The organism is Anaeromyxobacter oryzae (genome assembly GCF_023169945.1).
GTDB lineage: Bacteria > Myxococcota > Myxococcia > Myxococcales > Anaeromyxobacteraceae > Anaeromyxobacter > Anaeromyxobacter oryzae.
Window position 1 is genome coordinate 2919978 of record NZ_AP025591.1, and the last position, 23933, is coordinate 2943910.

Genomic DNA, 23933 nt, shown 5'->3' on the forward strand with positions numbered 1-23933 from the left:
AACCCTTCCGGAAACGTGAGCGAGGCCCCCCTGGAAACCGCCGAGAAGAGCCTGCCCCCGCCGAAGCCCGAGGGCGAGGAGTACGGGACCGACGCGATCAAGGTGCTCGAGGGGCTCGAGGCCGTCCGCAAGCGCCCGCACATGTACATCGGCGACGTGGGCGAGCGCGGGCTCCACCACCTCGTGTACGAGGTCGTCGACAACTCGGTCGACGAGGCGATGGCCGGGCGGGCGAACGAGATCAACGTCTCGATCCACGCCGACAACTCGATCACCGTGATCGACAACGGATCGGGCATCCCGATCGGCCCTCATCCCACCGTGAAGGGCATGGACACGCTCGACGTGGTGCTCACGAAGCTCCACGCCGGCGGCAAGTTCGAGTCCAACGCGTACAAGGTCTCGGGCGGCCTCCACGGCGTGGGCGTCACGTGCGTGAACGCGCTCTCCGAGTGGCTGAAGGCCGAGGTCTACCGCGAGGGCAAGGTCTGGGCGCAGCGCTACGAGCGCGGCAACCCGGCGGGCAAGGTGACCGCGATCGGCGAGACGCAGCGCCGCGGCACGAAGATCACCTTCAAGCCGGACGCGACGATCTTCGAGATCACCGAGTTCTCCTTCGAGACGCTCTCCGGGCGCCTCCGTGAGCTCGCGTTCCTGAACGCCGGCCTCAAGATCACCGTCGAGGACGAGCGGACCGGCAAGAAGCACGAGTTCCTCTTCAAGGACGGCATCCGCGAGTTCGTCGCGTTCCTCAACAAGGCCCGCGTCCCGCTCTTCGAGCCGCCCATCGCGCTCCGCCAGGAGGTCGAGACCGAGCGCGGCACGGCGCTCGTCGAGATCGCCCTCCAGTGGAACGACGGCTACGACGAGAAGGTCTTCGCCTTCGCGAACAACATCCACAACCACGAGGGCGGCACCCACCTCATCGGCTTCAAGACCGCGCTCACCCGGACCATCAACGCGTACGGGCAGAAGAACAACCTCTTCAAGGACCTCAAGGAGGAGCTGCCCTCGGGCGACGACATGCGCGAGGGGCTCGCGGCGGTCATCTCGATCCGCCTGCCGGGCGCGAGCTTCGAGGGCCAGACCAAGACGAAGCTCTCGAACACCGAGGCGAAGAGCATGGTCGAGACCATGCTCAACGAGCGGCTCGGCGCGTTCCTCGAGGAGAACCCCAACGTCGCGAAGCGGATCTGCGGGAAGGTCGCCGAGGCGGCGCGGGCCCGGATCGCGGCGCGGAAGGCGCGCGAGACGGTCCGCCGCAAGGGCGCCCTCGACGGCGCCTCGCTCCCCGGCAAGCTCGCCGACTGTCAGTCGCGCGACCCGAAGGAGTCCGAGATCTTCATCGTGGAGGGCGACTCCGCAGGCGGCTCCGCGAAGCAGGGGCGCGACCGGCGCACGCAAGCGATCCTCCCGCTCCGCGGCAAGATCCTGAACGTCGAGAAGGCGCGCTTCGACAAGATGCTGTCGTCGGCGGAGATCGCGACGATGATCACCGCCCTCGGGACCGGGATCGGCCCCGAGGAGTACGACATCGAGAAGATCCGCTACCACAAGATCGTGATCATGACGGACGCGGACGTGGACGGGAGCCACATCCGCACGCTGCTCCTCACCTTCTTCTTCCGGCAGATGCCGGAGGTGGTCGAGAAGGGCTACCTCTACATCGCGCAGCCGCCCCTCTACCGGGTCGCGAAGGGGAAGAAGGAGAGCTACATGAAGGACCAGGAGGCGCTCGACGAGTTCCTCCTCGCCCTCGGCACCGATCGGGCGAAGCTCACGAGCGGCGACCTCGTCCTCGAGGCGAAGGACCTCGCGCGGCTCGCCCGCGACGCCATCGCGTACCGGGCCCTCCTCGCCCGCGCCGACCGGCGCCGCGACAGCCGGATCATCGACGCGGCGATCCAGCTCGGTGACCTCGACCTCGAGCTCCTGAAGCACCACGAGCAGGTGAAGGAGCAGGTCCAGAAGATCTTCGACAAGGCGCAGAAGCTCCACCCCGAGCTCGAGGTCCGCATCGCGAAGATCGAGCGGGACGAGGAGCACGGCTGCGACGCGCTCGTGTACCAGACCACCATGGCGGGGGCGCCGCGCGACACGAAGCTCGACTTCGACTACCTCTCCGGCCCGGAGTGGGGCGAGCTCGCCGCCCTCCACGCCGCGCTCGCGGAGATCGGCCCCGGCCCGTACAAGCTCGAGACGCCCGAGGGCACCGAGGAGGTCGACGACGTCTTCGCCGCCGTCGAGGCGCTCAAGAAGGCCGCCGCCCAGGGCCAGGTCATCCAGCGGTACAAGGGCCTCGGCGAGATGAACCCCGAGCAGCTCTGGGAGACCACGATGGACCCGGCGCGCCGGACGATGCTGCAGGTCCGCGTCGACGACACCGTCGAGGCCGACGAGGTGTTCTCCATCCTGATGGGCGACGCGGTGGAGCCGCGCCGCGAGTTCATCGAGAAGCACGCGCTCGACGTCCAGAACCTCGACATCTGAGACGCTCGCCGAGGAGCGGACGGCCGATCGCAGGAAAGGAACGAACCATGCCCCGCGCCGCCTTCGCCGCCGTCGCCGCGCACGTGCCGGACCGCGTCGTCACGAACGACGACCTCACGAAGGTGATGGAGACCTCGGACGCCTGGATCCAGGAGCGGACCGGGATCCGCGAGCGGCGCTGGGTGCGCGAGGGGACCGAGAACTCGGACCTCGCCTACGAGGCGACCAAGAAGGCGCTCGCGAAGGCGGGCTGGCAGCCGAAGGACGTCGAGGCGATCGTCTACGCGTCGCTCTCGCCGGATCACATGTTCCCCGGCGACGGCTGCTACCTGAACGCGAAGCTCGGGATCCCCGGCGTCCCCGCCATCGACATCCGCAACCAGTGCTCCGGGTTCGTCTACGGCCTCGCGGTCGCCGACGCCTGGATCCGGATCGGGATGTACCGGCGGGTCCTCCTCGTCGGCTCGGAGATCCACTCGACCGGGCTCGACGTGTCCACGCGCGGACGCGACGTGGCGGTGATCTTCGGCGACGGCGCGGGCGCCGCCCTCCTCGAGGCGACCGACGATCCGGACCGCGGCGTCCTCTCCTGCCACCTCCACGCCGACGGGCGGTACACGGCGGAGCTGTCCTGCGAGGCGCCCGGGTCGAAGTACCATCCGCGCGTGCAGGCCCGGATGATCGAGGACGGGAGCGTCTACCCGCGGATGGAAGGGCAGAGGGTCTTCAAGAACGCGATCGTCCGGATGCCCGAGGTGCTCCGGGAGGCGCTCGCGAAGAGCGGGCTCGAGCCGAAGGACCTGAAGATCCTGATCCCGCACCAGGCGAACCTCCGGATCGCCCAGATGGTGCAGCGGTCGCTCGAGCTCCGCGACGACCAGGTGTTCAACAACATCCAGAAGTACGGGAACACCACCGCCGCCTCGATTCCGATCGCGCTCGCGGAGGCCGTCGAGGAGAGGGGCATCCAGCGGGGCGACCTCGTGGGTCTGTGCGCGTTCGGGGCCGGCTTTACTTGGGCGAGCGCCCTGGTACGCTGGTAGGCGCTTGATCTCCGTCAGCGGGTGAGGGGCCCGCTCGGGAAGCAACGCGCAGGGGGAGCGCACGCGTTTCTCGGGAGGCAGGTCGCTCCGTGTCTCGCAACGGTTCTGAGGCGTCGTCTAATGGCAGGACCGCGGACTTTGGATCCGCTCATGAAGGTTCGAATCCTTCCGCCTCAGCCACCTCCTCGCCGGCGCAGCGGGCCGTGAACCAGCGCGCGGAGGTGAAGAGCTTGTCGAGGCCTACGCAGATCCTGCTGGTCGGGCTCGGCGCGCTCCCGCCCCGCGTGCTCGCCGAGGCGGGGCAGGCGCTCCGGGACGTGCTCGCCGTCTCGCCGCGCGCGGGCCCGTCGCTCGACCGCCCCGAGTACGCGTTCAACAAGGATCGCGCCCAGTACCACACGCCGGCGATCCTCCGGCGCCTCTCGTCGCTCCGCGGGGGCGCGGGCGGCGCGCCCGTCGTCGGCATCGCCGAAGTGGACCTCTTCCTCCCCGACGCCCGCTTCGTGATCGGCGACGCCGATCGCGACGCGGGCTCGGCCATCTTCTCGCTCTTCCGCCTCGGCTCGCCCGACGTGCCGGTGATCCGCCGCCGGGCGCAGGTGGAGGCGGTCCACGCCGCCGGTCACCTGCTCGGGCTCTCGCACTGCAGCGACTTCCGGTGCGCGATGTTCCTGTCGGAGGACGCGGCCGACTCGGACCGGAAGGGGCCGGGGCTGTGCGCGGCCTGCCGCGCGGCGCTGGGGCTCTCGTAGGAGCGCGCGACCCGCCGGTCCCGCGCGGCGCGCCCTCGCTCACGCCGATGCCCATCAACCTGTGCCAGCGCCGGACGACGAGCTGCGGCGCCTGCTGCGGGCTCTACAACCGCGAGGATCTCTCCCGGACCGCGATCCGCGCCGAGCTCTCCCGGCGCACGCGCGCGCTCGCGGGCGTGCCGCGCACGCCGGAGGCCTTCGGCGCCGCGGCCCGCGCGCTCGCCGCGTCGGGGCCCGCGCCGCTCTTCCCCTCCGTCCGGATCTGCCCGCTCCTCGGCTTCCTCGACGCGGCCGAGACCCGGATCGGCTGCCTCGCCCACCCGAAGGCGACGGGCGGCCCCGACCTCCGCGACTGCGGGGTCTACGACGTCCTCACCTGCGACGCGTTCCTCTGTCCGAGCCACGCCTGGCTCACCGAGGAGGAAGCGGAGATCGCGTCGGCGGCGACCGGCGACTTCCACCTGTACGGCCTCGTCGTCACCGACGTGCCGTTCCTCCGCGCCGCGCTGGAGGGCGTCGCGGCGCGGACCGGCGCGACGGTGCTGCTCCGGCACCTGGATCACGCGCCGTTCAAGGCAGCGCTCCGGAGGCTCCTCGCGCTCAAGGAGGAGCTCGCGCCCGGATCGGACGGGCTCTTCGGGGCCTTCCGGCCGGGCACGGACGGCGGCGAGGTCCCGCGCCGGATCGACTACGAGGCGCTCGGCCGGGCCTCGTCCCCGTACGACACGATCCTCACCTGCGTCGGTGCCGATCCGCGATCCGGGAACGATCTGGACGCGCTCGAGGACGAGGTCCGGGCCCGGCTCGACGCGTGCGCGCGTGCGTTCCCCGCGGCCGGGACGCACGGGAGCTGAGCAGGCCCTGGAGGCTCGCGCCGAGGCGGCGTCCGCGCGGACGCGCCGGGCCACGGGTCTCGAGAGGACACGGGAGCGGCCGCCTTTCACTGACGCGAGGACGCGAGCGCGAGGGGTTTCCAGGACGCGCGGTCGCCGCCGCGAGCCAGGCCTGGATCCTTCCCTCTCCCCCCCATTCACTTTCACTTCCGCCCGGCGACGGGGGCCGGGCGCTCCGGGGTACGGCGCCGCGCCGGCGTGGAGGCCCCCTCGTCCGTGCTCGCCGCGGAACTCGCGACCGGGCGCCGTAGGTCGATCGGGCGCCGAAGCGCGCGGGGCCGCGGCACGCCCGGACGCGCCACGCTCGCGCCCGGGCGTGGCGTGCGTCGCGCGAGGCGAATGGTTCCGTGGGGCGCTCGCGTGTCACGTCGCGTGCACCGCGGCTGAAGTACTGTCGATCGGGTCCGTACGCAGCGACGCGGCTGCGCGCGGGCGAGGGGGCCTCCCCGACTGTTGGCGCGGCGCCTGTTGGCGTTCGCGATCCCGGCCCGACTCGACCACGCGCCCGACTCCGGGCTCGGACGCCGACGCCGACCTCGCGCTGGTCCTCTTCGCCCGACACCAGATCCCTCCCTCTCCCCCGCGCAGCGCAGCGGGGGCGAGGGCCAGTGTGAGGGGACTCGCCACTCACCGTGAACGGAGGACCCGCCGGATCAGCACGCGCCGCCCGCGTGCGCGTGGCGGCGGTGCGGGCCCGACCGGACCAGCTCGGCGAGCCGGGTGCGCTGCTCCGGGTCGAGCGTGGCGTGGATCCGCGCGAGGGCGCCCGCGAGGCGCGCCTTCACCTCGGCGAGGCGGGCGAGCCGCGCGTCGAGGGCCGCGTCGAGCCGGGCGGAGTCCAGCGCCGGCTCGGCGAGCAGCGCCGCGAGATCGGTCCGGAGCGCGACCGCATCGCCCCGGAGCGCGCCGAGCGCGGCGGCGAGGGCGTCCGCCTCGGCGGTCACCACCTGCTCCTGCTCGGGCCGCGTGCCGAGGCGGCGGAAGAGCCCGCGGAGGAGGAATGGCCGGCCTCCCTGGAACCGCCGGAAGCGGCGGTGCCAGACGGCGCGGCGGGCCAGGCCGGCGAGGAGGAGGATCGTGACGGCGCCGAGCGCGCCGGAGACGAACGGGGACATGAACGGCTCCTTTCGGGCGCGCGGGTCGGCCGCGCGCGATCGGAGAGATGCCTCCCGGGCGTCGCGCGGGCGCGAAGCGCCGATGAAGAAGCGTGAACCCCGGAGATCGGCCCCCTCACCCCGTCCCTCTCCCCCGGTGGGGGAGAGGGGGGACTCCACGCGCGTGCAGCGGCTGTCGCACGGCGAACATGCTGCCCCGGGGAGGCGTACCGGCGGGTCGCCCGCCGAGCGCCTTCACGGGTCCTGCTTCGGCGCGGCGAGCACTGCGGGCGTCGTCTCGGCGGAGGCGCGCGCGGTCCGGTCGGGCAACCCGAGCGCGACGATCTCCGCGACGTCGAGGACCTTCAGCTTCTCCTCGCGGCCCGTCTCGTTCACCGCGTCCTTCATCATCGTGAGGCAGAACGGGCAGCCGGTCGCGACCACGCCCCCCGCGTCGCCGAGCGTGAGGGCGGCCTCGGCGATCCGGTTCTGGTTCACCCGCGTCCCGAGCCGCTCCTCGAGCCAGAAGCGTCCGCCGCCCGCACCGCAGCAGAAGCCCTCGCGACGGTTCCGCGGCATCTCCTTCACCGAGACCCCCGCGGCGGCGAGCGCCGCCCGGGGCGGCTCGGTGATGCCGTTCCAGCGCGCGAGGTAGCACGGATCGTGGAAGGTCACCTCGCCGAGGCCGGCGGCGGCGCCGGGGCGGAGCTTCCCGTCGGCGACGAGCCGGGCGATGAGCTCGGCGTGGTGGACGACCTCGTACCGGCCCCCGAACTGGGGCAGCTCGTTCGCGAGCGTGTTGAGGCAGTGCGGGCACTGCACCAGGATCTTCGTCACGCCGTGGCCGTTCAGCGTCTCGGCGAGCGCGGTCGCCTGCATCTGGAAGAGGTACTCGTTGCCGAGGCGGCGAGCGGCGTCGCCGGTGCAGGTCTCCTCCTCGCCGAGGATCGCGAAGGACACGTTCGCCTCGCGGAGGATCCTCACGATCGCGCGCGAGACCTTCTTCTGCCGATCGTCGAACGCGCCCGCGCAGCCGACGAAGAAGAGCCACTCGAACGTTCCGCCGGCGGCGGCGCGCGGGACGTCCAGGTCCTCGCACCACTCCGTCCGCTTGTTCGACCCGATGCCCCACGGGTTCCCCTGCGTCTCGATCCCCTTGAACACGCGCTGCGCCTCGTCGGGGAACGTCGCGTCCACCTGGACCGCCTGGCGGCGCATGTCGACGAGCCGGGGGACGTTCTCGATGAGGACGGGGCAGGCGGTCTCGCACCAGCCGCAGGTCGTGCAGGCCCAGAACGTGTCGGGCGGGACCACCGAGGTGATGGGCGGGAGCGCCGCGAGCGCGGCCTCCCGGGCCGCCGGCTCCTTCGCGCGCGCGAGCGCCGTGAGCGGCGACGCCTCCTCGACGAGGTGGTGGCGGATCGCGCGGTTCACCTCCTTGTGGCTGAGCGGCTTCCCCGTCACGTACGTCGGGCAGTGCGTCTGGCACCGGCCGCACTCGGTGCAGCTGTAGACGTCCCAGCCCTCCTTCCAGGAGAGGTCCTTCACGGTCGCGGTGCCGAACCGCGCATCCTCCGCCTCGAGGTCGAGCTTCGCGAGCGCGCCGGTGGGCGGCAGGCGCGCGAACCACACGTTCGGGAGCGCGGTGATGATGTGGAAGTGCTTGCCGTACGGGAGGACGTTCCCGAAGACGAGGATGAGGGCGAGGTGGAGGAGGAGGGAGGCGGTGGCGATCGCCGCGAGCGCGCCCGCGTCCCTCGCGAACCCCCCGAGGAGCGTCGCGCCCAGCGAGCCCGCGGGCGCCGCCCACGTGGCCGCCTCCCCGCGGGAGACCCGGAGCGCGCCGTCGAAAGCGATCTCGGTCACCATGAGCCCGGCGATGAAGAGGAGGATCACCACCCCCTCGGCCGAGCGGGTGACGCGATCCGGCTTCGTGACGAGCCGGCGCCAGAGGAACCCCGCGACGGCGAGGAGCGCCGCGAGCACGACCACGTCCTTCACGAACAGATAAACCTGCCCGAGCTCCGACTCCGGCGCGAGCAGAGGCAGGTGGAACGCGTCGCCGGCGAGCGCGACGCCGAAGAGCGTGATCGTCCGGATCGCGAGGACGAGGAACGCCGCGAAGATCACGACGTGCAGGAGGCCCGGGCCGCGCTCCTCCGGGTCGACGAGCCGCTTCTGGCCGAGGCCGAAGCGGAGCAGCGTCCGGAGCCGCTCGCCGGGGCGGTCGAGCCGGTCCTCGCGGCGGAGCGCGAGGAGCGGCGCGATGCGACGGGTCATCGTGAACGCGAACACCAGGCCCGCGACGACGAGCATGCCGGCGGTGAGGACGAAGCTCATGTCCGCGACGCTAGCCCTCCCGTCGGAGGGACGGCAAGGAATCGGAAAGGGAGCGGGCGCCAACGCGAAGGGCCGCCCGTCGCCGGGCGGCCCTCGCGGACGGCAGGATGTGGCTCGGCGCGCTGCCTAGCGCCCGCGGCCGAAGCGCCCGCGGCCGTTGTCCTTGTCGTCGTCCTTCTGGTCCTTGTCCTTCTTGTCGTTCTTCTTGTCGCCGCCGCGCGAGGGCGAGGGCGCGGGCGCGGGGGCCGGGGCCGGGGCCGGGGCCGGGGTGGCGACCGGAGCGCCGGCGCGCCCGGGCGGCGTGCCGCCGTGGCCGGGCGGGAAGTTGCCGCCATGGCCTGGAGCGTCGCCGCTCCGTCCCGGACCCGTGGACGGCGGCGCGGACGGAGGCGGGGCGGAGGGAGGCGGCATCACCTGGCCGGGCGGCGTGCCGCCCTGACCCGGCGGAAGGTTCCCGCCGTGACCCGGTGCCTCGTCGCTCCGGCCGCGATCGTTCCGCCAGTCGTGGCGGCGATCCTCCCGCCGATCGTCACCTCGATCGTCCCGCCGATCGTCGCGGCGGTCCTCCCAGCGCGCGTGACCGGGGGAGCCATCGCGGTCGTCGCGGTCCACCTGGCCGGGCGGCGTGCCGCCGTGGCCGGGCGGGAGGTTGCCGTGGCCGATCGCGTCGCCGGAGTGACCGCGATCGTCGCGCGGCGGGTACGACGGCGCCGGAGCGGGGGCCGGCGCCGGCGGCGGGCGCTGCCCGGGGTACGGGTAGGGCGCGGGGCGCGGCGCGGGCTGCGGTGCGGGCCGCTGATCGTAGCCAGGGTACGGCGCCGGGGCGGGGCGAGCGACGACCGGGCGCGGGACGGGGCGAGGCGCGGGGCTCGGCCAGTACGTCACCGGGGGTGGACGGTTCGCGCGGTACTGGCCCTGGTAGACCCAGCCCTGCCCGCGCCGCCACGCAAAGTCGCGACCGGATGGCGGGTTGTACTCGTGCACGTGCGGGCCGCGGACGTAGCACCAGCCGCCGCCGGGCACCGGATGGCCCTCGTAGAACGTGAACTCCCACGGGCCGCGGTAGTAGTAGTAGCCGTTCTCCTGCACGTAGTAGTCGGGCTGGTCCGGGTAGTAGTCGTGCCGGTGGCCGCCCTCCTCGTAGCACCACCCGCCGCCGCTCGCCTCGGGGATGAAGTGCGGACCCGCGTACCAGACCTCCACGCGCTGCGGAGGCGGCGGGGGCGGGACGTACGCAGTCGTCGTGGTGGTGGTGCCGTAGCGCGCGGGCACGACCACGCAGCCCGCGGCGAGGAGGAGGAACGGGATGAACAGCAGCAGTCGCTTCATGCGGAGGCTCCTACGGCAGAGAGGACGCACGCGATGGAGCGACGGAGCAGCCGCGCGCGGCATTCACGGGCCATGTTAGCAGCGCGCGTGCCACGTCCAACTCCGCGGAAGCTGGTGGCGGCCGCGCCGCGGCGCGCCACGAACCGTGCCGTGCCGGCACGGTCTCCGGAGCTAGTGCAAGGTGCGCACGGGTGGGAGCCCGACCCGCGCCGTCACGTAGCGCAGGAGCACGGCCCGGTACTCGTCGGCGCTCCGGGTGCCGGCGACGAGCCACTCGTCGGCGATGACGAGGGCGGGCGCGTCGCGGATTCCCTTGTCCTGCGCCTCCTCGAGCGCCTCGCGGACCCGCGCCTCGGTGGCGGGCGCGAAGAGGGCGCCGGAGAAGCGGCCGAGGTCGAGCCCGGCGCGCTCGGCGAGCTCGAGGAGCACGTCGGTGCGCGCGACGTTGAGCCCGCGGACGAGGGCGGCCTCGCGGATGGCGGCGCGGAGGGCGGCCTCGCGCGTCACGCCCTGGAGCCGCGCGGCGGCGAGCGCGCTGAGCGCCGGGAGCGAGGTGAGCGGCGGGTCGGACGAGAGCCAGAGGTCCGGCGTGGTGCCGGCGGCCTCCGGCTCCTTCGCGGCCTTCCGCGCGGCGCGGGCGAGCTCGCGCCGCTCCGTCTTCGTCATCGCCCGCGCCTCGAGGCGCGTCGGGAACGGCTCCAGACGCAGAGTGAATGCGCCCGCGAGATCGTCCATCGCCGCGACGACGCGACGCTCGGCGACGAGGCACCACGGCGAGAGCGGATCTTCGTAGAGGACGAGCCGCACGGGCTCGGTCGGGCGGGTCCGGGGCGACACGGTCGGCGCGGATTGTACCTGCTCGATCGACGCCGGAAGAAGCGCCGGCCGCCCGCCCGCCCGCCCGGCCGCGGCGCACCCACGCGGTGCGTGTAGGTCAGACGAGGTGGCCGCCGCCGTAACCGGAGTGGCGCGCGTGCGCGTACTCCACCGCGTGCGCGACGTAGGCCCTCGCGACGTCCTGGCCGGTGGCGGCCTCGAGCCCCTCGAACCCGGGGGACGAGTTCACCTCCATGATCTTCGGCCCGGTGCGCGCCTCGAGCATGTCGACGCCGGCGACCTCGAGCCCCATCACCCGGGCCGCCTTCACCGCGGTCTCCGCGTACTCGCGATCGAGCTCGAGCGCCTCCGCGACGCCGCCGCGGTGGATGTTCGACCGGAACTCGCCCGCGCGCGCGGTGCGGCGCATCGCGGCGACGACGCGATCGCCGACGACGAGGGCGCGCACGTCCTTTCCCCTCGACTCGGCGACCAGCTCCTGGAGGAGGATCTCCTGCCCGAGCGTCCAGAGCGTGTCGAGCAGGCCCTCGACCTCGGAGATCGTGTTCGCGATCATCACGCCCACCCCCTGCGTCCCCTGGATGAGCTTGATGATGCAGGGGAGGCCGCCGACCATCTCGACGGACTGGAGCACCTCCTCGCGGTAGCGGCACATGACCGTCCGCGGGATGTCGATGCCGAAGCGCGAGAGGAGCTGCAGCGCCCGGAGCTTGTCGCGGGAGCGGGCGATGGGGATCGCGTTGCTCAGCACCGGCACGCCCATGAGGTCGAACTGGTTCACCACCGCGAGCCCGTACCCGGTGATCGACGCGCCGATGCGCGGCACCACCACGTGGACGTCGGTCGCGAGGACCTCCTCGCCCCGGTAGAGGATCCGGGGCCGATCCCGCCCGAGCACCATGTTGCAGCGGAGCGTGTCGAGGACCCGCGGCGCGTGCCCGAGCGCGAGGGCCGCCTCGACGAGCCGGCGCGTCGAGTAGAGCTTCTCGTTCCGCGAGAGGATCACGATCCCCAGGGCGCCCGGCGCGGGCTGCGCGCGCGCCTTTCCACGCCTGGTGCGTGCGGGGGTCTTCTTTCCGGGCGGCATCTGGGGTGCCGAAGGTTAACACCGGGCGAGCGCCCCGCAACGCGCCGCGGCGGCCGCCACACGGGTTCGTTGATCGGGGGCCCCCCGGCTGCTAGAACCCTTGACTTTCCGAGGCTAAAGACCCGTGGACTACAAAGATACCGTCAACCTGCCGAAGACCGACTTCGCCATGAAGGCGAACCTCCCGCAGCGCGAGCCGGAGATCCTGCGTCAGTGGGAGGAGCAGGCGATCTTCCAGCGCCTCGTCGCCCTGAACGCGGGGCGCCCCGCCGCGAGGCGGTTCGTCCTGCACGACGGGCCGCCGTACGCGAACGGCGACATCCACATCGGCCACGCGCTCAACAAGGTCCTGAAGGACATCGTGGTGAAGTACCGCAACCTGAACGGCGAGGTAGCGGACTACATCCCGGGCTGGGACTGCCACGGCCTCCCGATCGAGCTCAAGGTCGACAAGGAGCTCGGTCCGAAGAAGAAGGACATGGACCGGCCGGCGATCATCGAGGCCTGCCGGAAGTACGCCCAGAAGTGGATCGAGAAGCAGCGCGAGTCCTTCAAGCGGCTCGGCGTGTTCGGCCGCTGGGCGACGCCGTACGCGACGATGTCCCGCGGGTACGAGGCGGAGATCGTCCGCACGTTCGCGCGCGCCGCGGCGAAGGGCTTCCTCTTCCGCGGCAAGAAGCCGGTCTACTGGTGCGTCACCGACCGGACCGCGCTCGCCGAGGCCGAGGTCGAGTACGAGGACCACACCTCGCCGTCGATCTACGTCGCCTTCGACCTCGTCTCGCCGCTCCCGGATCCGAAGCTCGCCGGGAGGAAGGCGCGCCTCGTCATCTGGACCACGACCCCCTGGACGCTCCCGGCGAACCTCGCGGTGGCCGCGCACCCGGAGCTCACCTACGTCGCCTACGATCTGAACGGCACGATCGTCGTCGTCGCGAAGGACCTCCTCGCGTCCTTCCTCGCCGACGTGGCGCCGGGCGAGCTCGCCGTGAACGACGTCCCGGTGCCGCACTCGCCCCAGGCGCACGAGGCGGCCACCGGCGGCGGCGGGACCGTCCCGACCGCGCACCTCGTCCACCCGGACAAGGTGCTCGCGTACCTCGAGGGCAAGACGCTCGAGGGGCTCGTCTACCGCCATCCGTTCATGGACCGCGACGGCACGGTGATCCTCGGCGAGCACGTGACGCTCGAGGCCGGCACCGGCCTCGTCCACACCGCCCCCGGTCACGGCCAGGAGGACTACGAGGTGGGCCTGAAGTACGGGCTGCCGGTCCTGAACCCCGTCGACGCGGCGGGCCGCTTCACCGCCGAGGCCGGGAAGTACGTGGGCCGGAAGATCTTCGAGGCGAACCCCGAGATCGTGAAGGACCTCCACGCCTCGGGCCACCTGCTCTCGGATCCGAGGGCGTCGCTCAAGCACAGCTACCCGCACTGCTGGCGCTGCCACAACCCGGTGGTCTTCCGGGCGACCGACCAGTGGTTCCTCTCCCTCGAGCACGGCGGCCTCAGGAAGACGGCGCTCCGCGAGATCGACCGGGTCCGCTGGATCCCGCACTGGGGGCGCGACCGCATCTACAACATGATCGAGAACCGCCCGGACTGGTGCCTCTCCCGCCAGCGGACCTGGGGCGTACCGATCCCGGTCTTCTACTGCGAGGGCTGCAACGAGGCGCTCCTCTCGCAGCCGGTGATGGAGCGCGTCGCGTCCGCGTTCGAGGCCGAGGGCATCGAGGCGTGGTACCGGCGGGCCCCGAAGGACTACACGCAGGGTGAGGCGTGCCCGAAGTGCGGCGGGACCGAGTTCCGGCGCGAGCAGGACATCCTCGACGTGTGGTGGGACTCGGGCGTGTCCTGGGCCGCCGTCGCGGAGAAGGAGGGGCTCGGGGTCCCGGTCGACCTCTACCTCGAGGGCTCGGACCAGCACCGCGGCTGGTTCCACTCCTCGCTCCTCACCTCCGTCGCGCTGCGGGACGCCGCGCCGTACAAGGCGGTGCTCACCCACGGCTTCGTGCTCGACGGCCAGGGCAAGGCGATGTCGAAGAGCCTCGGGAACACCGTCGCGCCCGAGGAGGTCATCAAGAGGTACGGCGCGGACATCCTGCGGCTCTGGGTGTCGGCCGTGGACTACCGCGACGACGTGCGGATCGGCGACGAGATCCTCGCCGGGCTCGCCGAGGGCTACCGGAAGATCCGGAACACGATCCGGTGGGCGCTCGGCGCGCTCGACGGGTTCGACCCGGCGAGGGACGCGGTGCCGGTCGAGGAGCTCCTCCCCATCGACCGCTGGGCGCTCGCGCGCCTCGCCGCGTGGGACGAGAAGGTCGCGAAGGCGTACGAGGACTACGAGTTCCACCTCGCCTACCACGCGACGATGCAGTTCTGCGCGGTGGAGCTCTCCGCGCTCTACTTCGACGTCATCAAGGACCGGCTCTACACCTGGAAGAAGGACGGGAAGGCCCGGCGCTCGGCCCAGACGGTCCTGTACGCCGTCGCCGAGGACCTGATCCGGCTGCTCGCGCCGATCCTCTCGTTCACGGCGAGCGAGGCCTGGGGGTACCTGCCCGGCCGGTCCGCCGAGAGCGTCTTCCTCGCCGGGCTGCCGCGCCGCGCGCGGCCGGCCGACGCGGACGCGCTCGAGGCGCGCTACGGCAAGCTCTTCGAGGTCCGGGCGGTCGTGCAGGGCAAGCTCGAGGAGGCGCGCCGCGCGAAGCTCATCGGCGCGCCGCTCGAGGCGGCGGTGACGATCCGCGCCGAGGGCGAGCAGCGGAAGCTCCTCGAGGAGGCGCGCGCGGAGCTGCCGGCCCTGTTCATCGTCTCCCGGGTGACGCTCGCCGACGGGCCGCTCGCGGCGGAGGTCGTGCGCGCCGACGGCGTGAAGTGCGAGCGGTGCTGGATCTACCGCGACGACGTCGGCCGCGACCCGAAGCACCCCACCCTGTGCGGCAAGTGCGCGGACGCGCTCTCATGACCACCTCGCTCTCGAAGTGGAGGCTCCTCGGCCTCCTGTTCGTCCTCTGCGTCGTCGCCGATCAGTGGACGAAGTTCCTCGCCGTCGAGCGCCTCACCGTCGCGTTCGACCGCGGCGGCGAGCAGTCGCTCGCGGAGAAGGTGCGGGCGTTCTACGGGTACCGGCACCTCGAGCCGCTCGCGACCGACCCGTACTACGTGTACCGGCCCCTCTGGCGGATGAACTACGTCGAGAACCCGGGCGCGGCGTGGGGGATGTTCCGCTCGCTGCCGCCCGACGTGCGGAACGGGTTCTTCACCCTGATCTCGGTCGCGGCGGTGGGGTTCATCCTCTACTACTACCGGCGGCTCCGGGACGATCAGCGGTTCCTCCAGGTGGCGCTCGCGTTCGTGCTCGCCGGCGCGGTCGGCAACTTCGTCGACCGGCTCGCCCGCCGCTACGTGATCGACTTCATCGAGTGGTACTGGTGGAACCGGACCGATATCCGCTGGCCCACCTTCAACATCGCCGACTCGCTCATCGTGGTGGGCGTCGCGATGCTCGTGCTGCACCCCGGCCCGAAGAAGGAGCCGGCGCGCGCGGCGGGTGACGGCGGCGCGGCCTCGCGCGCCTGATCGGAGAGCGGGACCTCCATGCTGCCCGTCCTCTTCCGCATCGTGATCCCGGCGGGCTTCGGGAAGCCCGCCCTCGTCTTCGTCGCGCTCGCCGTCGTCCTCGCCCGGGCGGTCGGCTACGTCCGCCGGTCGGCGCGGGACGGCGAGAAGGTGTCCTTCCGGGAGGCGCTCAAGGGCGACGCGTGGGTGATCGGCGGCCTCGTCGTGCTCGCGGCCGCGCTCTTCCGGAGCGGCCTCCTCGACGGGGAGATCCGGCTCCCCGTCCACGCCTACGGCCTCCTCATCGCGACGGGGTTCCTCGCCGGCATCTTCCTCGCGCAGCGCGAGGCGCGGCGGCGCGGCCAGGACGGTGAGCGGATCGCGGACCTCGCCTTCTGGATCCTCGTCGCGGCCCTCGTCGGCAGCCGCGTCTACTTCATCCTCGTCAACTTCGACGACTACTTCGGCCCGGGGCGGTTCCTCGCGGTGACGCCGTTCGGACGGATGCCGCGTTTCCTCGCGGTCTGGGAGGGCGGGCTCGTCTTCTACGGGGGGTTCATCGGCGCCGCCCTCACCGCCTTCCTCTACATGCGGCGGCACCGGATGCCGTTCCTCGCCCACGCGGACACCCTCATCCCGTCGGTGGCGATCGGCCACTTCTTCGGACGGCTCGGGTGCTTCTGCGCCGGGTGCTGCTGGGGCGGCGTCGCTCACGGCCACCTGCCCTGGGCGGCGCGGTTCCCGCCCGAGTCGCTCGCGTACCAGACGTTCGCCGCGCGCGCCCACCCCGCCGACTTCCTCGCGCCGGGCGGCGCGACCACGCTCCCGCTCCACCCCACGCAGCTCTACGAGTCGTTCGGCGAGCTCGGCCTGTTCCTGCTCCTCGTCCTCCTGGTGCGGCCGCGGAAGCGGTTCCACGGGCAGGTGCTCGCGAGCTGGCTCCTTCTCTACGCGGTGCTCCGCTGGACGGTCGAGACGTTCCGCGGCGACGTCGAGCGCGGCGTGTGGCTCGGCCTCGGCGCCGGGCAGTGGACGTCGCTCGTGATCTTCGCCGTCGGCGCCGCGCTCTGGGCGGGCCTGCGCCGGCGCCAGGCATCCCTCGCGCCGGCCGGCGCGGTGTAGGCGCGTCCGCGCGGCGCGAACGTTGATCGCCGGCCGCTCCCGCCGATACACTCGCAGGCGTGCCGCTCCCCCCGCAGAAGCCGCCCGGCCGGCCGGGCCTCGCGCCGTCCGCGGAGGAGCAGGCGCAGGCGCGCCGCCACCAGACCGACGAGCTCGGTGACGAGGCGCAGCGGATCGAGGAGGAGCTCGAGGCGCTGAAGGCGCGGTACGAGCAGTACTTCCTCGGCGTCGAGCGGCGCGAGCCCGCGAAGTGGCGCGACGACGTGAAGAAGAAGGTGCTGCGCCTCAAGGGCGCCTTCACCCGGAACACCGGGCTCAAGTTCAAGATCCAGTCGCTGCACGCCCGCTATCTCTCGTACGAGCGGCTCTGGCTCCGGAGCGCGCGAGAGAAGGAGGAGGGCACCTACCGGCGCGACGTGTTCAAGGCGCGGCTCCGCTCCCGCGACCCGGAAGCCGCGCCGGCACCCGACGCGCCGTCGGCTGCGGCCGCACCGGCGGCGAGCGCGACGGCGACGTCCGCGGCACCTCCCGCGCCGCCCGCCGCGAAGCCGGCGGCGCCTGCGTCACCGTCCGTGAAGCCGACCGCTTCGGCCGCCGCGAGCGATCCGCAGCTCCGCGCGCTCTACGACGCGTACATCGCCGCGAAGAAGCGCTGCAACGAGGACGTCTCGAAGCTCACCTACGACGCGGTCGCCCGAAGCGTGTCGAAGCAGGTTCCGGAGCTGATCGCGAAGTACAAGGCGAAGTCGGTGGACTTCAAGGTCGAGGTCAGGGACGGGAAGGCCGTGCTGAAGGCCATCCCGAAGCTCTAGGCCAACCCGCGCGAGTCCTTCGCGCGCCCCTCACTGGTGCACCAAGCATCCCACGGTCGCGCGACAGCGGATCGCACGCGATCGCGTTTTGCCTGCCGTGAAGAGCGCTTGCGCGCCTCGCCTCACCCTCGGGGTGTGGACTCCCGCGAGGAGGTTTCCTCTGGAGGGGCAAGTGCGCAAGCTCCCTCCACGGAGCGGTCAGGAGCGGGGGTTCCACCGCCATGCAATCGAAAGCCGCCATGCCGGCGCTCGTCGCCGCCTGCCTCCTCGCCGTCGCGTGTGCTCCCCGCGACGCGGACATCCGCAGGGCGCGTGTCACGGCGGAGCGGCGCAACCTCGAGAACGCGCTCGACCGGCTCGAGGATCGGCTCGTCCTCAACCAGTCCCGCGTCCGCTTCTGGAACGAGATGAAGGAGCGGCACGAGAGCGTCACCGCCATCGCGTGCGCGTCGATGGAGGAGCACGCCACGGAGATGGCGCTGAAGCGGCTCAGGGACGGCTCGTCCCGCGAGGTCGCGCGCCGCTCCTCGCTCGATCGCGCGCGCGTGGCGAGCGTGCACCCGGCGGCAGCCGAGGCGCCGGCCCCTCCGCCGCCGGCGGCGCGGGCCGCCACCGCGCCGGCGCCGTAGCGCTCCGGGCGCGCCCGGGCGAAGCGGGCGTTTTCGGTTTGCGTTCGGGCCCGAGCGATCGTAAAAGGGCACCCCGCCCAGCCGACCCGGTGGGCGCGGAGCGCAGCACGCCTGGGTAGCTCAGTCGGTAGAGCAGGGGACTGAAAATCCCCGTGTCGGTGGTTCGATTCCGCCCCCAGGCACACCATCCCAGCTCGAACATCCGGAGCCCCGTGGACTGAAAAGTCCGCGGGGCTTCACTGTTTTCGGCCCTCGTGCTCGACATGCCGGTCGAGGCAACGGGCGTTCTCCCGGCTCTCACGACGCTCCCGGACGGCGGCGGTTCGTGATGAACTCGATCTGCGTCCCGTACCGGGAGCGGACCTCCTGTCGAAACTGGGCGAGGTCCATCCCCAGCTTCCGCGAGATGGCGATGAGCGCGGCGAGCTGCTTGCTGGTCAGCCTCGGCCTGGGCGTGCTCGGAAGCCGGGGTATGGGCGAGGTCTCGACGCGGCGATTCCCGTTCTGTTGCTGGACGGGGCGCGACGGCGACTGGTGGACGTGCTCGGCGGGCTCGTCGCCGAAGTCATTGTCGTCGTCGAGCTCGCCGCGGTAGGCGGTGTGGGCGCCGTAGGCGCGCGCCTCGGCGAACGGGACGAAGGCGTCCCCGCTCCACTCCCGAGCTGGAGCGCCACGTCCGACCACGCTTCGTACACCTTGCGGCCGGAGCCCGTGGTCGTGGCGTGGACGAACGTCTCGCGGGTCACGCGCCAGCGGCCCACGCCGACGACCTCGTTCAGCCGGTCGATGATCAACTGCACCTTCACGCCGGCGGTGTCGTAGCCGCGCCCGGTCTGCTTCCCGTTCGTGCGCTCGACCGCCTCCGGCGGGAACGGAGCGCAGAGCTGCTGGTACAGCTTCTTCTTCCCATCGGGTGTCATCGTGCTGCTCCTCGGGCGCGGGCGCGCCCATGAACGACGAAGGCCCCGCGCTCACGATGAGCGGGGGCCTTCGCCGAGTTGTATGCTTCGCGCGCATGCAACAGGACGCCGACCAAGGGATCGTGGAGTTCCGGTCGCCGACGCGGTCCGAGTTCCTGACCGTGGTGCCGACGACGGACAAGCTGGGCGAGGCTGTCAGCTTGAAGCTGCGGCTCGACGCGCAGCTTCACGGATTCAGCGCCCGCTGTGAGGTGTGGGTCGAGCGTCAGGCCGTGGCCGACTTCGCCTCCGCCTTGAGGAACCTTGAGGAGACCCGAAACGGCGAGGCGCTACTTCAAGGCGAGGACCCGGACGACTTGGAGCTCAAGGTGTCGGCGCTGGATCGCGTCGGGCACATGTTGCTGGAGTTCAAGGTGACCCGCCTCACCGTCGTCGGCGACCGAGGGCGTCCGCTCTCGGTTCAGCTCACCGGCGGGTTCGAGCTCGACCCGGGCCTTCTGCCGGATCTAGTTGCCCGCGTGACTCGCCTCACGTCGCTCTTCACGGAGCGGCGTTGAACAAGGGCCCCCGCCGGCACAGGCCGGGGGCCCCACGGCGGCGCCGGCGTGTCCGTCTCGTCCGCCGAGTGCGCGGGATCCGGGCTGATACGCGGAGGTTGTTCCACCGGCGCGCGGCGGACCTCCGTGAACGAGACGAATACGTCATCGGCATTCACCGCGGCTCGCGTCGGACCCGCGGTCCCGGGCCGAGGACCTCGAACTTCCAGTCCTGCGCGTCGACCTCGAACGTGCTGTCTCGGAGGTAGAACAAGAACCTGCGCCGCTCTCCGGGCGCCGCGGGCGGCACCGCTACCCAGTCGGAGACCTGCTGGTCCAACAGATCGCCGGTGACCTCGTAGAGCTCGCCCCACGCCGGCGCGAGCTTGCTGACCCTGCACTGGCCGCGGTACCAGCCCTCGTCGTTCGTCGAGCCGAGCCGGTACCGAGAGCACCGCGTGAACGTCAGGCGCGCTCGATCGCCCTCTGCGAAGGCCTTGAACACGAATGCGTTGAGGTAGAACTCGAGGAACACGGTGTCGCCGCGGACATGAACGGACTCGGCAGGTGCGTTCGGGTCCGCGTTCCAGCCGTCGTTCAGCTTCTGGAAGCTAGTCGCCACGCTTCGACGCCTCCCGCTCGCGCCCGGGCGCATCGTACCCGGGCCCCTGCTCGCGGACCTCGAGACTGCGATGGAAGGTCCGTCAGGTACCCGTGCAGCAGCCGGATGACGAGCGCCGTCAGGTCGCGTCTCGGCGTAGCGGTCGTCGCACATTGTCGGGTTTCCTTCACGGCGAGGCTGGGCGATCCTGGCGCCCTTGAGGGTCCAAGTCCTCGCCGCAGTCCTTCTCGCCGCGTGCGGGCAGCAGCCCCCGGAACGCCCGGCGACCGCCCGCGCCGCGGACCGAGCGGCCGAGGCGCTCGCGTCGGCGAGATCGGGCGATGCGTCGCCGGCGCCAGGCAGCGAGGCGGTGGCGGGAGGCGCGAGATCAGAGGCTCCGGAGGAGGTCCTCGTCTCGCGCGACACGTCACCGCCGGTGACCCCCGCCGCGGCCGCAGACCCGGTGCCGGCGAGGTTCGTGCGGGACGGCGCGTCGACTCGGCAGGCGCGGCTCGTCGCGGCCGCGCTCGCCGGGGCGGCGGACGTGGGCCTCGATCCCGCGGAGTACGGCGGCGCCGCGTGGGCGGAGCGGTTCCGGGCGCTCGAAGACGGTCACGCGACGCCCGAGCAAGCGGATCGGCTCGAGACCGACCTGCGCTCCGCAGCGCTCCGGTTCGTGGAGGCCCTCCGGCACGGCCGCGTCAGGCCGCAGACGCTCGGGTACGCCCTTCCCCCTGAGCCGTTCGATGCCAAGGGGTTCGTCGACGCGCTCGCGATCGCCGCCGACCCCGCCGTGCTCCTCGACAGCCTCGCGCCGCGCGACCCGGCGTACAACCGGCTCGTCCGCGCGCTGCCGCGGCTGCGCGAGCTCGCCGAGCGCCGGCGCCGGCAGCCGCCGCTGCCGGTCCCGACGCGGCCCCTGCGCCCGGGCGAGCGGTACGCGGCCGCCCCTCGCCTCGCCGAGCTCCTCGCCACGCTCGGCGATCTCGAGGAACCGCAGCGTGCTGCGGCGGCGTCGAAGGTTCTCTCGCCCGAGCTCGCCGACGCGCTGCGCAGGTTCCAGGCGAGGCACGCCCTCCCCCAGGACGGCGTGGTCGGCCGGCGCACGGTGGAGGCACTGAACGTCCCGCTCGACCGGCGCGTCGCGCAGGTGGAGCTCGCACTCGAGCGATGGCGCTGGATGCCGCGCGATCTCGGGCCGCGCTGGATCGTGGTGAACGTACCGGCGCAGCGGCTCGAGGCGGTCGAGGCGGAGCCGCTCCGCGTGACCCTCGCCATGGAGGTCATCGTCGGCGCGACGGAGGAGGATCGGCGCACGCCCGTCCTCGCCGCGCGAGTCGAGGCGCTCATGTTCAGCCCGTACTGGGACGTGCCGGAGAAGCTCGCCGCGCAGGAGCTCGTGCGGCTGCTCGCTCGCCGACTGGACCTCGCCGAGGGAGACGGGTTCTTCGTCGAGGTCGACGGCGCGCGGCTCCCGGTCGGCCGGCGCACGCTCGCGCTCGTCCGCAGGGGCGAGGCGCGCCTGCGCCAGCGCCCCGGGCCGCGCAACTCCCTCGGTCCGCTGGTGGTGGTGATGCCCAATCCGAGCGACGTGTACCTGCACGGCACCGCGAGGCCGAGGCTCTTCAACCGGAACGATCGGGCGCTGTCGCACGGCTGCATCCGCGTACCGGAGCCCGCCGCGCTCGCGGCCTTTCTGCTCGCGGGGCAGCCCGGCTATGACCGCGCGCGCATCGAGGCGGCGATGATGCGCGCAGAGCCGCTGCGCGTCTCGCTCGCGACGCCGGCCACGGTGCTGCTCGTGTACGCGACCGCCACGGCGGATGAGGACGGCACGCTCCGGTTCTGGCCCGACCTGTACGGCGCGGACGCGCAGCTCGAGCGGGCGCTCTCCGGCGATCGCTCGCGGTCGAGGCCCCCTCCCGGCGCGCACCCGCCGCGCGTGCGCGAGATCGTACGCCGCCGCGCGCGCGACGCCGCCACGGCGCAAGGCGGGGATGCGGCGGCGGCGCGCGAGGGCGCGGCCGCCGCGGACGCGCAGCCCGGGGAAGCGACGTTCCAGGCGGATCCAGGGGCAGTCGACGTGGGTGGCGGCGGCTGACCCGCGGCCGTCGCGGATCGGCTCGCCGGCCGCGTCGAGCCCAGTTCGTCCACGGCGGGTTCATGCACATTGCCGGCAACCTGTACGGCCCGGGTCGGTGACTAGCCCTTGAGGACGACCAGCGGCTCGAGCCGCTGGATCGGCCGGACGAGGTCCACCTCGTCTTCGAGGACCTCCGTGATCTCCCGGTACGCTTCGGGCGCCTCCTCGACGAGTGCCGGGGCACGACGCTCGTCGTGGACAACCCTGCGCATCGAGCGCGCGAGACGGTCCACGCGGATGCGCTCGCGGGCCTCCCGACGCGTCATCACCCTGCCGGCGCCGTGCGATGCCGACGCGAACGACGTCGCCTCGCCGAGCCCTAGCGCGAGGTAGGACGCCGTGCCCATCGAGCCCGGAATGAGCACACGCGCGCCCGCAGGAGCCGCGATGGCGCCCTTCCGGTGGATCCACGCCTTGCAGCCGAGATGCTCCTCCTCCCGCACGAAGTTGTGGTGGACGTCGATGCGGGTGGACGGGTCAGGGGTCGCGCCAGCCACCTCCTGGACGACCAACGCGGCCGACGCCAAGAGTGCCTCCCGGTTCGCCGACGCGAACGCGAGGGCCCAGCTCATGTCCGCCAGGCACGCGCGTCCGGGGTCGGAGTCCACCGACAGGCCGGGGACGTCCCCGAGGCCCGACGACTCGGCGGCCCTGAGGTGGTGGGCGCCGACCGCCGATCCAAGGCCGCGCGAGCCGGAGTGGACGAGCAGCCAGACGGCTCCACTCATGTCGCGGTCGAGCTCCACGAAGTGGTTTCCGCCCCCGAGCGTCCCGAGCTGGCGGCGCACGAGCCGCTCCCGTGCGTGCTCGAGCGAGCTCGTCGAGAGCGGCTGGGTCAGGAGGTCCGACGGCGCGGTCGCTCCCTTCCCGCGGTGCACGGCGTCGCCCACCGGGATGCGAGCGACCCAGCCAGCCAGGATGCGCTGCAGGCCCCGGCGACCGAGTGCCTGCGCCGGGAGGTCGAGCTGGACCGCCATGACACCGCAGCCGAGGTCGCCGCCGAGAGCCGACGGCACGACCACGCCGTCAGTCGCGAACACCGTGCCCACCGCGACGCCGTGGGCGACGTGCAGGTCAGGCATTCCGGCCACATGCCCGATGACGTAGGGCTGCGCAGCGATGCGCTCGAGCTGCGCGACGGCAGCCGGTGGCGGCTCGCGGCTCCACACGTGGACCGGAACGGCCGGGCGCCCCGGGGGCGACAGGATCACTCGTGCCATGGCTCACCTCCCGGCGTGCTCGCTCCGGGCTCCTGAACGCCGACGAACGTGAACGAGAGCTTCGGGAGCCGCTTCAGCTCGAGGAGCGACGCGAGGCGCGCGCGGAGGAATCCGGTCGCGCGCGCCAGCGCATCACGCGACGCTCCCTCGACCTGCCGCTGGGCCGCGAGCGCCGCCTGGACGACGTAGCCGATGCGTGCGTGGCCGTCGTCGACGGACAGGTGGACGGAGACGAGCCTCACCCCGTCGAGAGCGGGATCGGCGGCCTCGTCGCGAATGAGCGTCTGGAGCTCTTCGAGGAGGATGCGTTCGAGTCGTGCTTGCCGATGCCCCGTGGCATCGGCGTCGGGATCTCCTGGGTAGAGAGGGGACTGCCGGGCGCGCGACGACCGCGCGCCGGATCGGTGCGTTCTTTTTGACATGAAGACGGTTCCCTGCCGCGCCGTCGCCAGCGAGGGCGCGGGTACACGTGCACTGGACGCAGCGCTCCAGCGGAGCGCGCGAACCGGAACCCGTCAGCGAGG

At 72.5% G+C, this 23933-nt stretch carries 20 protein-coding genes and 2 tRNA genes; 13 read left to right on the forward strand and 9 right to left on the reverse strand.

The window, feature by feature from the left end; translation table 11 throughout:
* Positions 1-102: 102 nt before the first annotated feature.
* The 5 genes from gyrB to AMOR_RS12695 all read left to right on the forward strand — a co-directional run bounded on the left by gyrB (position 103) and on the right by AMOR_RS12695 (position 5139).
* Complete coding sequence (gene gyrB / locus AMOR_RS12675) at positions 103-2490, forward strand: DNA topoisomerase (ATP-hydrolyzing) subunit B (protein WP_248362509.1); 2388 nt, start codon at positions 103-105, stop codon at positions 2488-2490.
* Positions 2491-2537: 47 nt separating this feature from the next.
* Positions 2538-3533 carry a 3-oxoacyl-ACP synthase III family protein gene (locus AMOR_RS12680; protein ID WP_248361600.1) on the forward strand — a complete coding sequence of 332 codons (996 nt, stop codon included), beginning with the start codon at positions 2538-2540 and terminating at the stop codon, positions 3531-3533.
* Between the two features lie 106 nt (positions 3534-3639).
* Positions 3640-3713, forward strand: a tRNA-Gln gene (locus AMOR_RS12685).
* 50 nt (positions 3714-3763) lie between these two features.
* Positions 3764-4285: an archaemetzincin gene (locus AMOR_RS12690; protein WP_248361602.1), complete on the forward strand. Its 522-nt coding sequence runs from the start codon at positions 3764-3766 to the stop codon at positions 4283-4285.
* 47 nt (positions 4286-4332) lie between these two features.
* Complete coding sequence (locus AMOR_RS12695; protein WP_248361603.1) at positions 4333-5139, forward strand: hypothetical protein; 807 nt, start codon at positions 4333-4335, stop codon at positions 5137-5139.
* A 692-nt stretch (positions 5140-5831) separates the two neighbouring features.
* On the opposite strand, the gene AMOR_RS12700 is transcribed toward AMOR_RS12695, so the two are convergent.
* The 5 genes from AMOR_RS12700 to AMOR_RS12720 form a co-directional block, all read right to left on the reverse strand.
* Positions 5832-6293, reverse strand: a complete 462-nt coding sequence (locus AMOR_RS12700) for a periplasmic heavy metal sensor (protein ID WP_248361605.1) — start codon at positions 6291-6293, stop codon at positions 5832-5834.
* A 234-nt stretch (positions 6294-6527) separates the two neighbouring features.
* A complete protein-coding gene (locus tag AMOR_RS12705) occupies positions 6528-8612 on the reverse strand; it encodes a (Fe-S)-binding protein (RefSeq protein ID WP_248361607.1) in 2085 nt (694 codons plus the stop codon).
* 126 nt (positions 8613-8738) lie between these two features.
* Complete coding sequence (locus AMOR_RS12710) at positions 8739-9941, reverse strand: hypothetical protein (protein ID WP_248362685.1); 1203 nt, start codon at positions 9939-9941, stop codon at positions 8739-8741.
* A gap of 171 nt (positions 9942-10112) precedes the next feature.
* Positions 10113-10778 carry a DsbA family oxidoreductase gene (locus tag AMOR_RS12715; protein ID WP_248361609.1) on the reverse strand — a complete coding sequence of 222 codons (666 nt, stop codon included), beginning with the start codon at positions 10776-10778 and terminating at the stop codon, positions 10113-10115.
* A gap of 97 nt (positions 10779-10875) precedes the next feature.
* Positions 10876-11865: a RimK family alpha-L-glutamate ligase gene (locus AMOR_RS12720; protein ID WP_248361611.1), complete on the reverse strand. Its 990-nt coding sequence runs from the start codon at positions 11863-11865 to the stop codon at positions 10876-10878.
* A 124-nt stretch (positions 11866-11989) separates the two neighbouring features.
* On the opposite strand from AMOR_RS12720, the gene AMOR_RS12725 reads away from it, so the two are divergent.
* The 6 genes from AMOR_RS12725 to AMOR_RS12750 all read left to right on the forward strand — a co-directional run bounded on the left by AMOR_RS12725 (position 11990) and on the right by AMOR_RS12750 (position 18171).
* Entirely contained in the window at positions 11990-14833 is a 2844-nt protein-coding gene (locus AMOR_RS12725) for an isoleucine--tRNA ligase (RefSeq protein WP_248361613.1), read from the forward strand.
* A complete protein-coding gene (gene lspA, locus AMOR_RS12730) occupies positions 14830-15447 on the forward strand; it encodes a signal peptidase II (RefSeq protein ID WP_248361615.1) in 618 nt (205 codons plus the stop codon). Before AMOR_RS12725 ends, lspA begins: the two co-directional genes overlap by 4 nt.
* Before the next feature lie 18 nt (positions 15448-15465).
* Positions 15466-16548, forward strand: coding sequence for a prolipoprotein diacylglyceryl transferase (gene lgt / locus AMOR_RS12735; RefSeq protein WP_248361617.1), 1083 nt, complete (start codon positions 15466-15468; stop codon positions 16546-16548).
* Between the two features lie 59 nt (positions 16549-16607).
* A complete protein-coding gene (locus AMOR_RS12740) occupies positions 16608-17360 on the forward strand; it encodes an MXAN_5187 C-terminal domain-containing protein (protein WP_248361619.1) in 753 nt (250 codons plus the stop codon).
* Between the two features lie 221 nt (positions 17361-17581).
* The gene (locus AMOR_RS12745) at positions 17582-17989 is read left to right on the forward strand and encodes a hypothetical protein (RefSeq protein ID WP_248361621.1); all 408 of its coding nucleotides are present in this window, start codon (positions 17582-17584) and stop codon (positions 17987-17989) included.
* Between the two features lie 109 nt (positions 17990-18098).
* A tRNA-Phe gene (locus AMOR_RS12750) sits at positions 18099-18171 on the forward strand.
* Positions 18172-18286: 115 nt separating this feature from the next.
* On the opposite strand, the gene AMOR_RS12755 is transcribed toward AMOR_RS12750, so the two are convergent.
* Positions 18287-18673 (reverse strand): hypothetical protein, encoded by a 387-nt coding sequence (locus AMOR_RS12755; protein ID WP_248361623.1) that lies wholly within the window; start codon positions 18671-18673, stop codon positions 18287-18289.
* 331 nt (positions 18674-19004) lie between these two features.
* Here AMOR_RS12755 and AMOR_RS12760 point away from each other — a divergent pair, with 331 nt between their 5' ends.
* Positions 19005-19466, forward strand: coding sequence for a hypothetical protein (locus tag AMOR_RS12760; protein ID WP_248361625.1), 462 nt, complete (start codon positions 19005-19007; stop codon positions 19464-19466).
* Between the two features lie 154 nt (positions 19467-19620).
* Here the strand turns inward: AMOR_RS12760 and AMOR_RS12765 are convergent, their stop codons facing one another.
* Positions 19621-20067: a hypothetical protein gene (locus tag AMOR_RS12765; protein WP_248361627.1), complete on the reverse strand. Its 447-nt coding sequence runs from the start codon at positions 20065-20067 to the stop codon at positions 19621-19623.
* 415 nt (positions 20068-20482) lie between these two features.
* Here AMOR_RS12765 and AMOR_RS12770 point away from each other — a divergent pair, with 415 nt between their 5' ends.
* Positions 20483-22147 (forward strand): L,D-transpeptidase scaffold domain-containing protein, encoded by a 1665-nt coding sequence (locus AMOR_RS12770; RefSeq protein WP_248361628.1) that lies wholly within the window; start codon positions 20483-20485, stop codon positions 22145-22147.
* A gap of 101 nt (positions 22148-22248) precedes the next feature.
* Here AMOR_RS12770 and AMOR_RS12775 read toward each other — a convergent pair whose 3' ends face one another.
* Both AMOR_RS12775 and AMOR_RS12780 read right to left on the reverse strand, forming a co-directional pair.
* Positions 22249-23409: an RtcB family protein gene (locus AMOR_RS12775; protein WP_248361629.1), complete on the reverse strand. Its 1161-nt coding sequence runs from the start codon at positions 23407-23409 to the stop codon at positions 22249-22251.
* Positions 23397-23831 carry a ribosome-binding factor A gene (locus AMOR_RS12780; protein WP_248361631.1) on the reverse strand — a complete coding sequence of 145 codons (435 nt, stop codon included), beginning with the start codon at positions 23829-23831 and terminating at the stop codon, positions 23397-23399. Before AMOR_RS12780 ends, AMOR_RS12775 begins: the two co-directional genes overlap by 13 nt.
* Positions 23832-23933 lie beyond the last annotated feature (102 nt).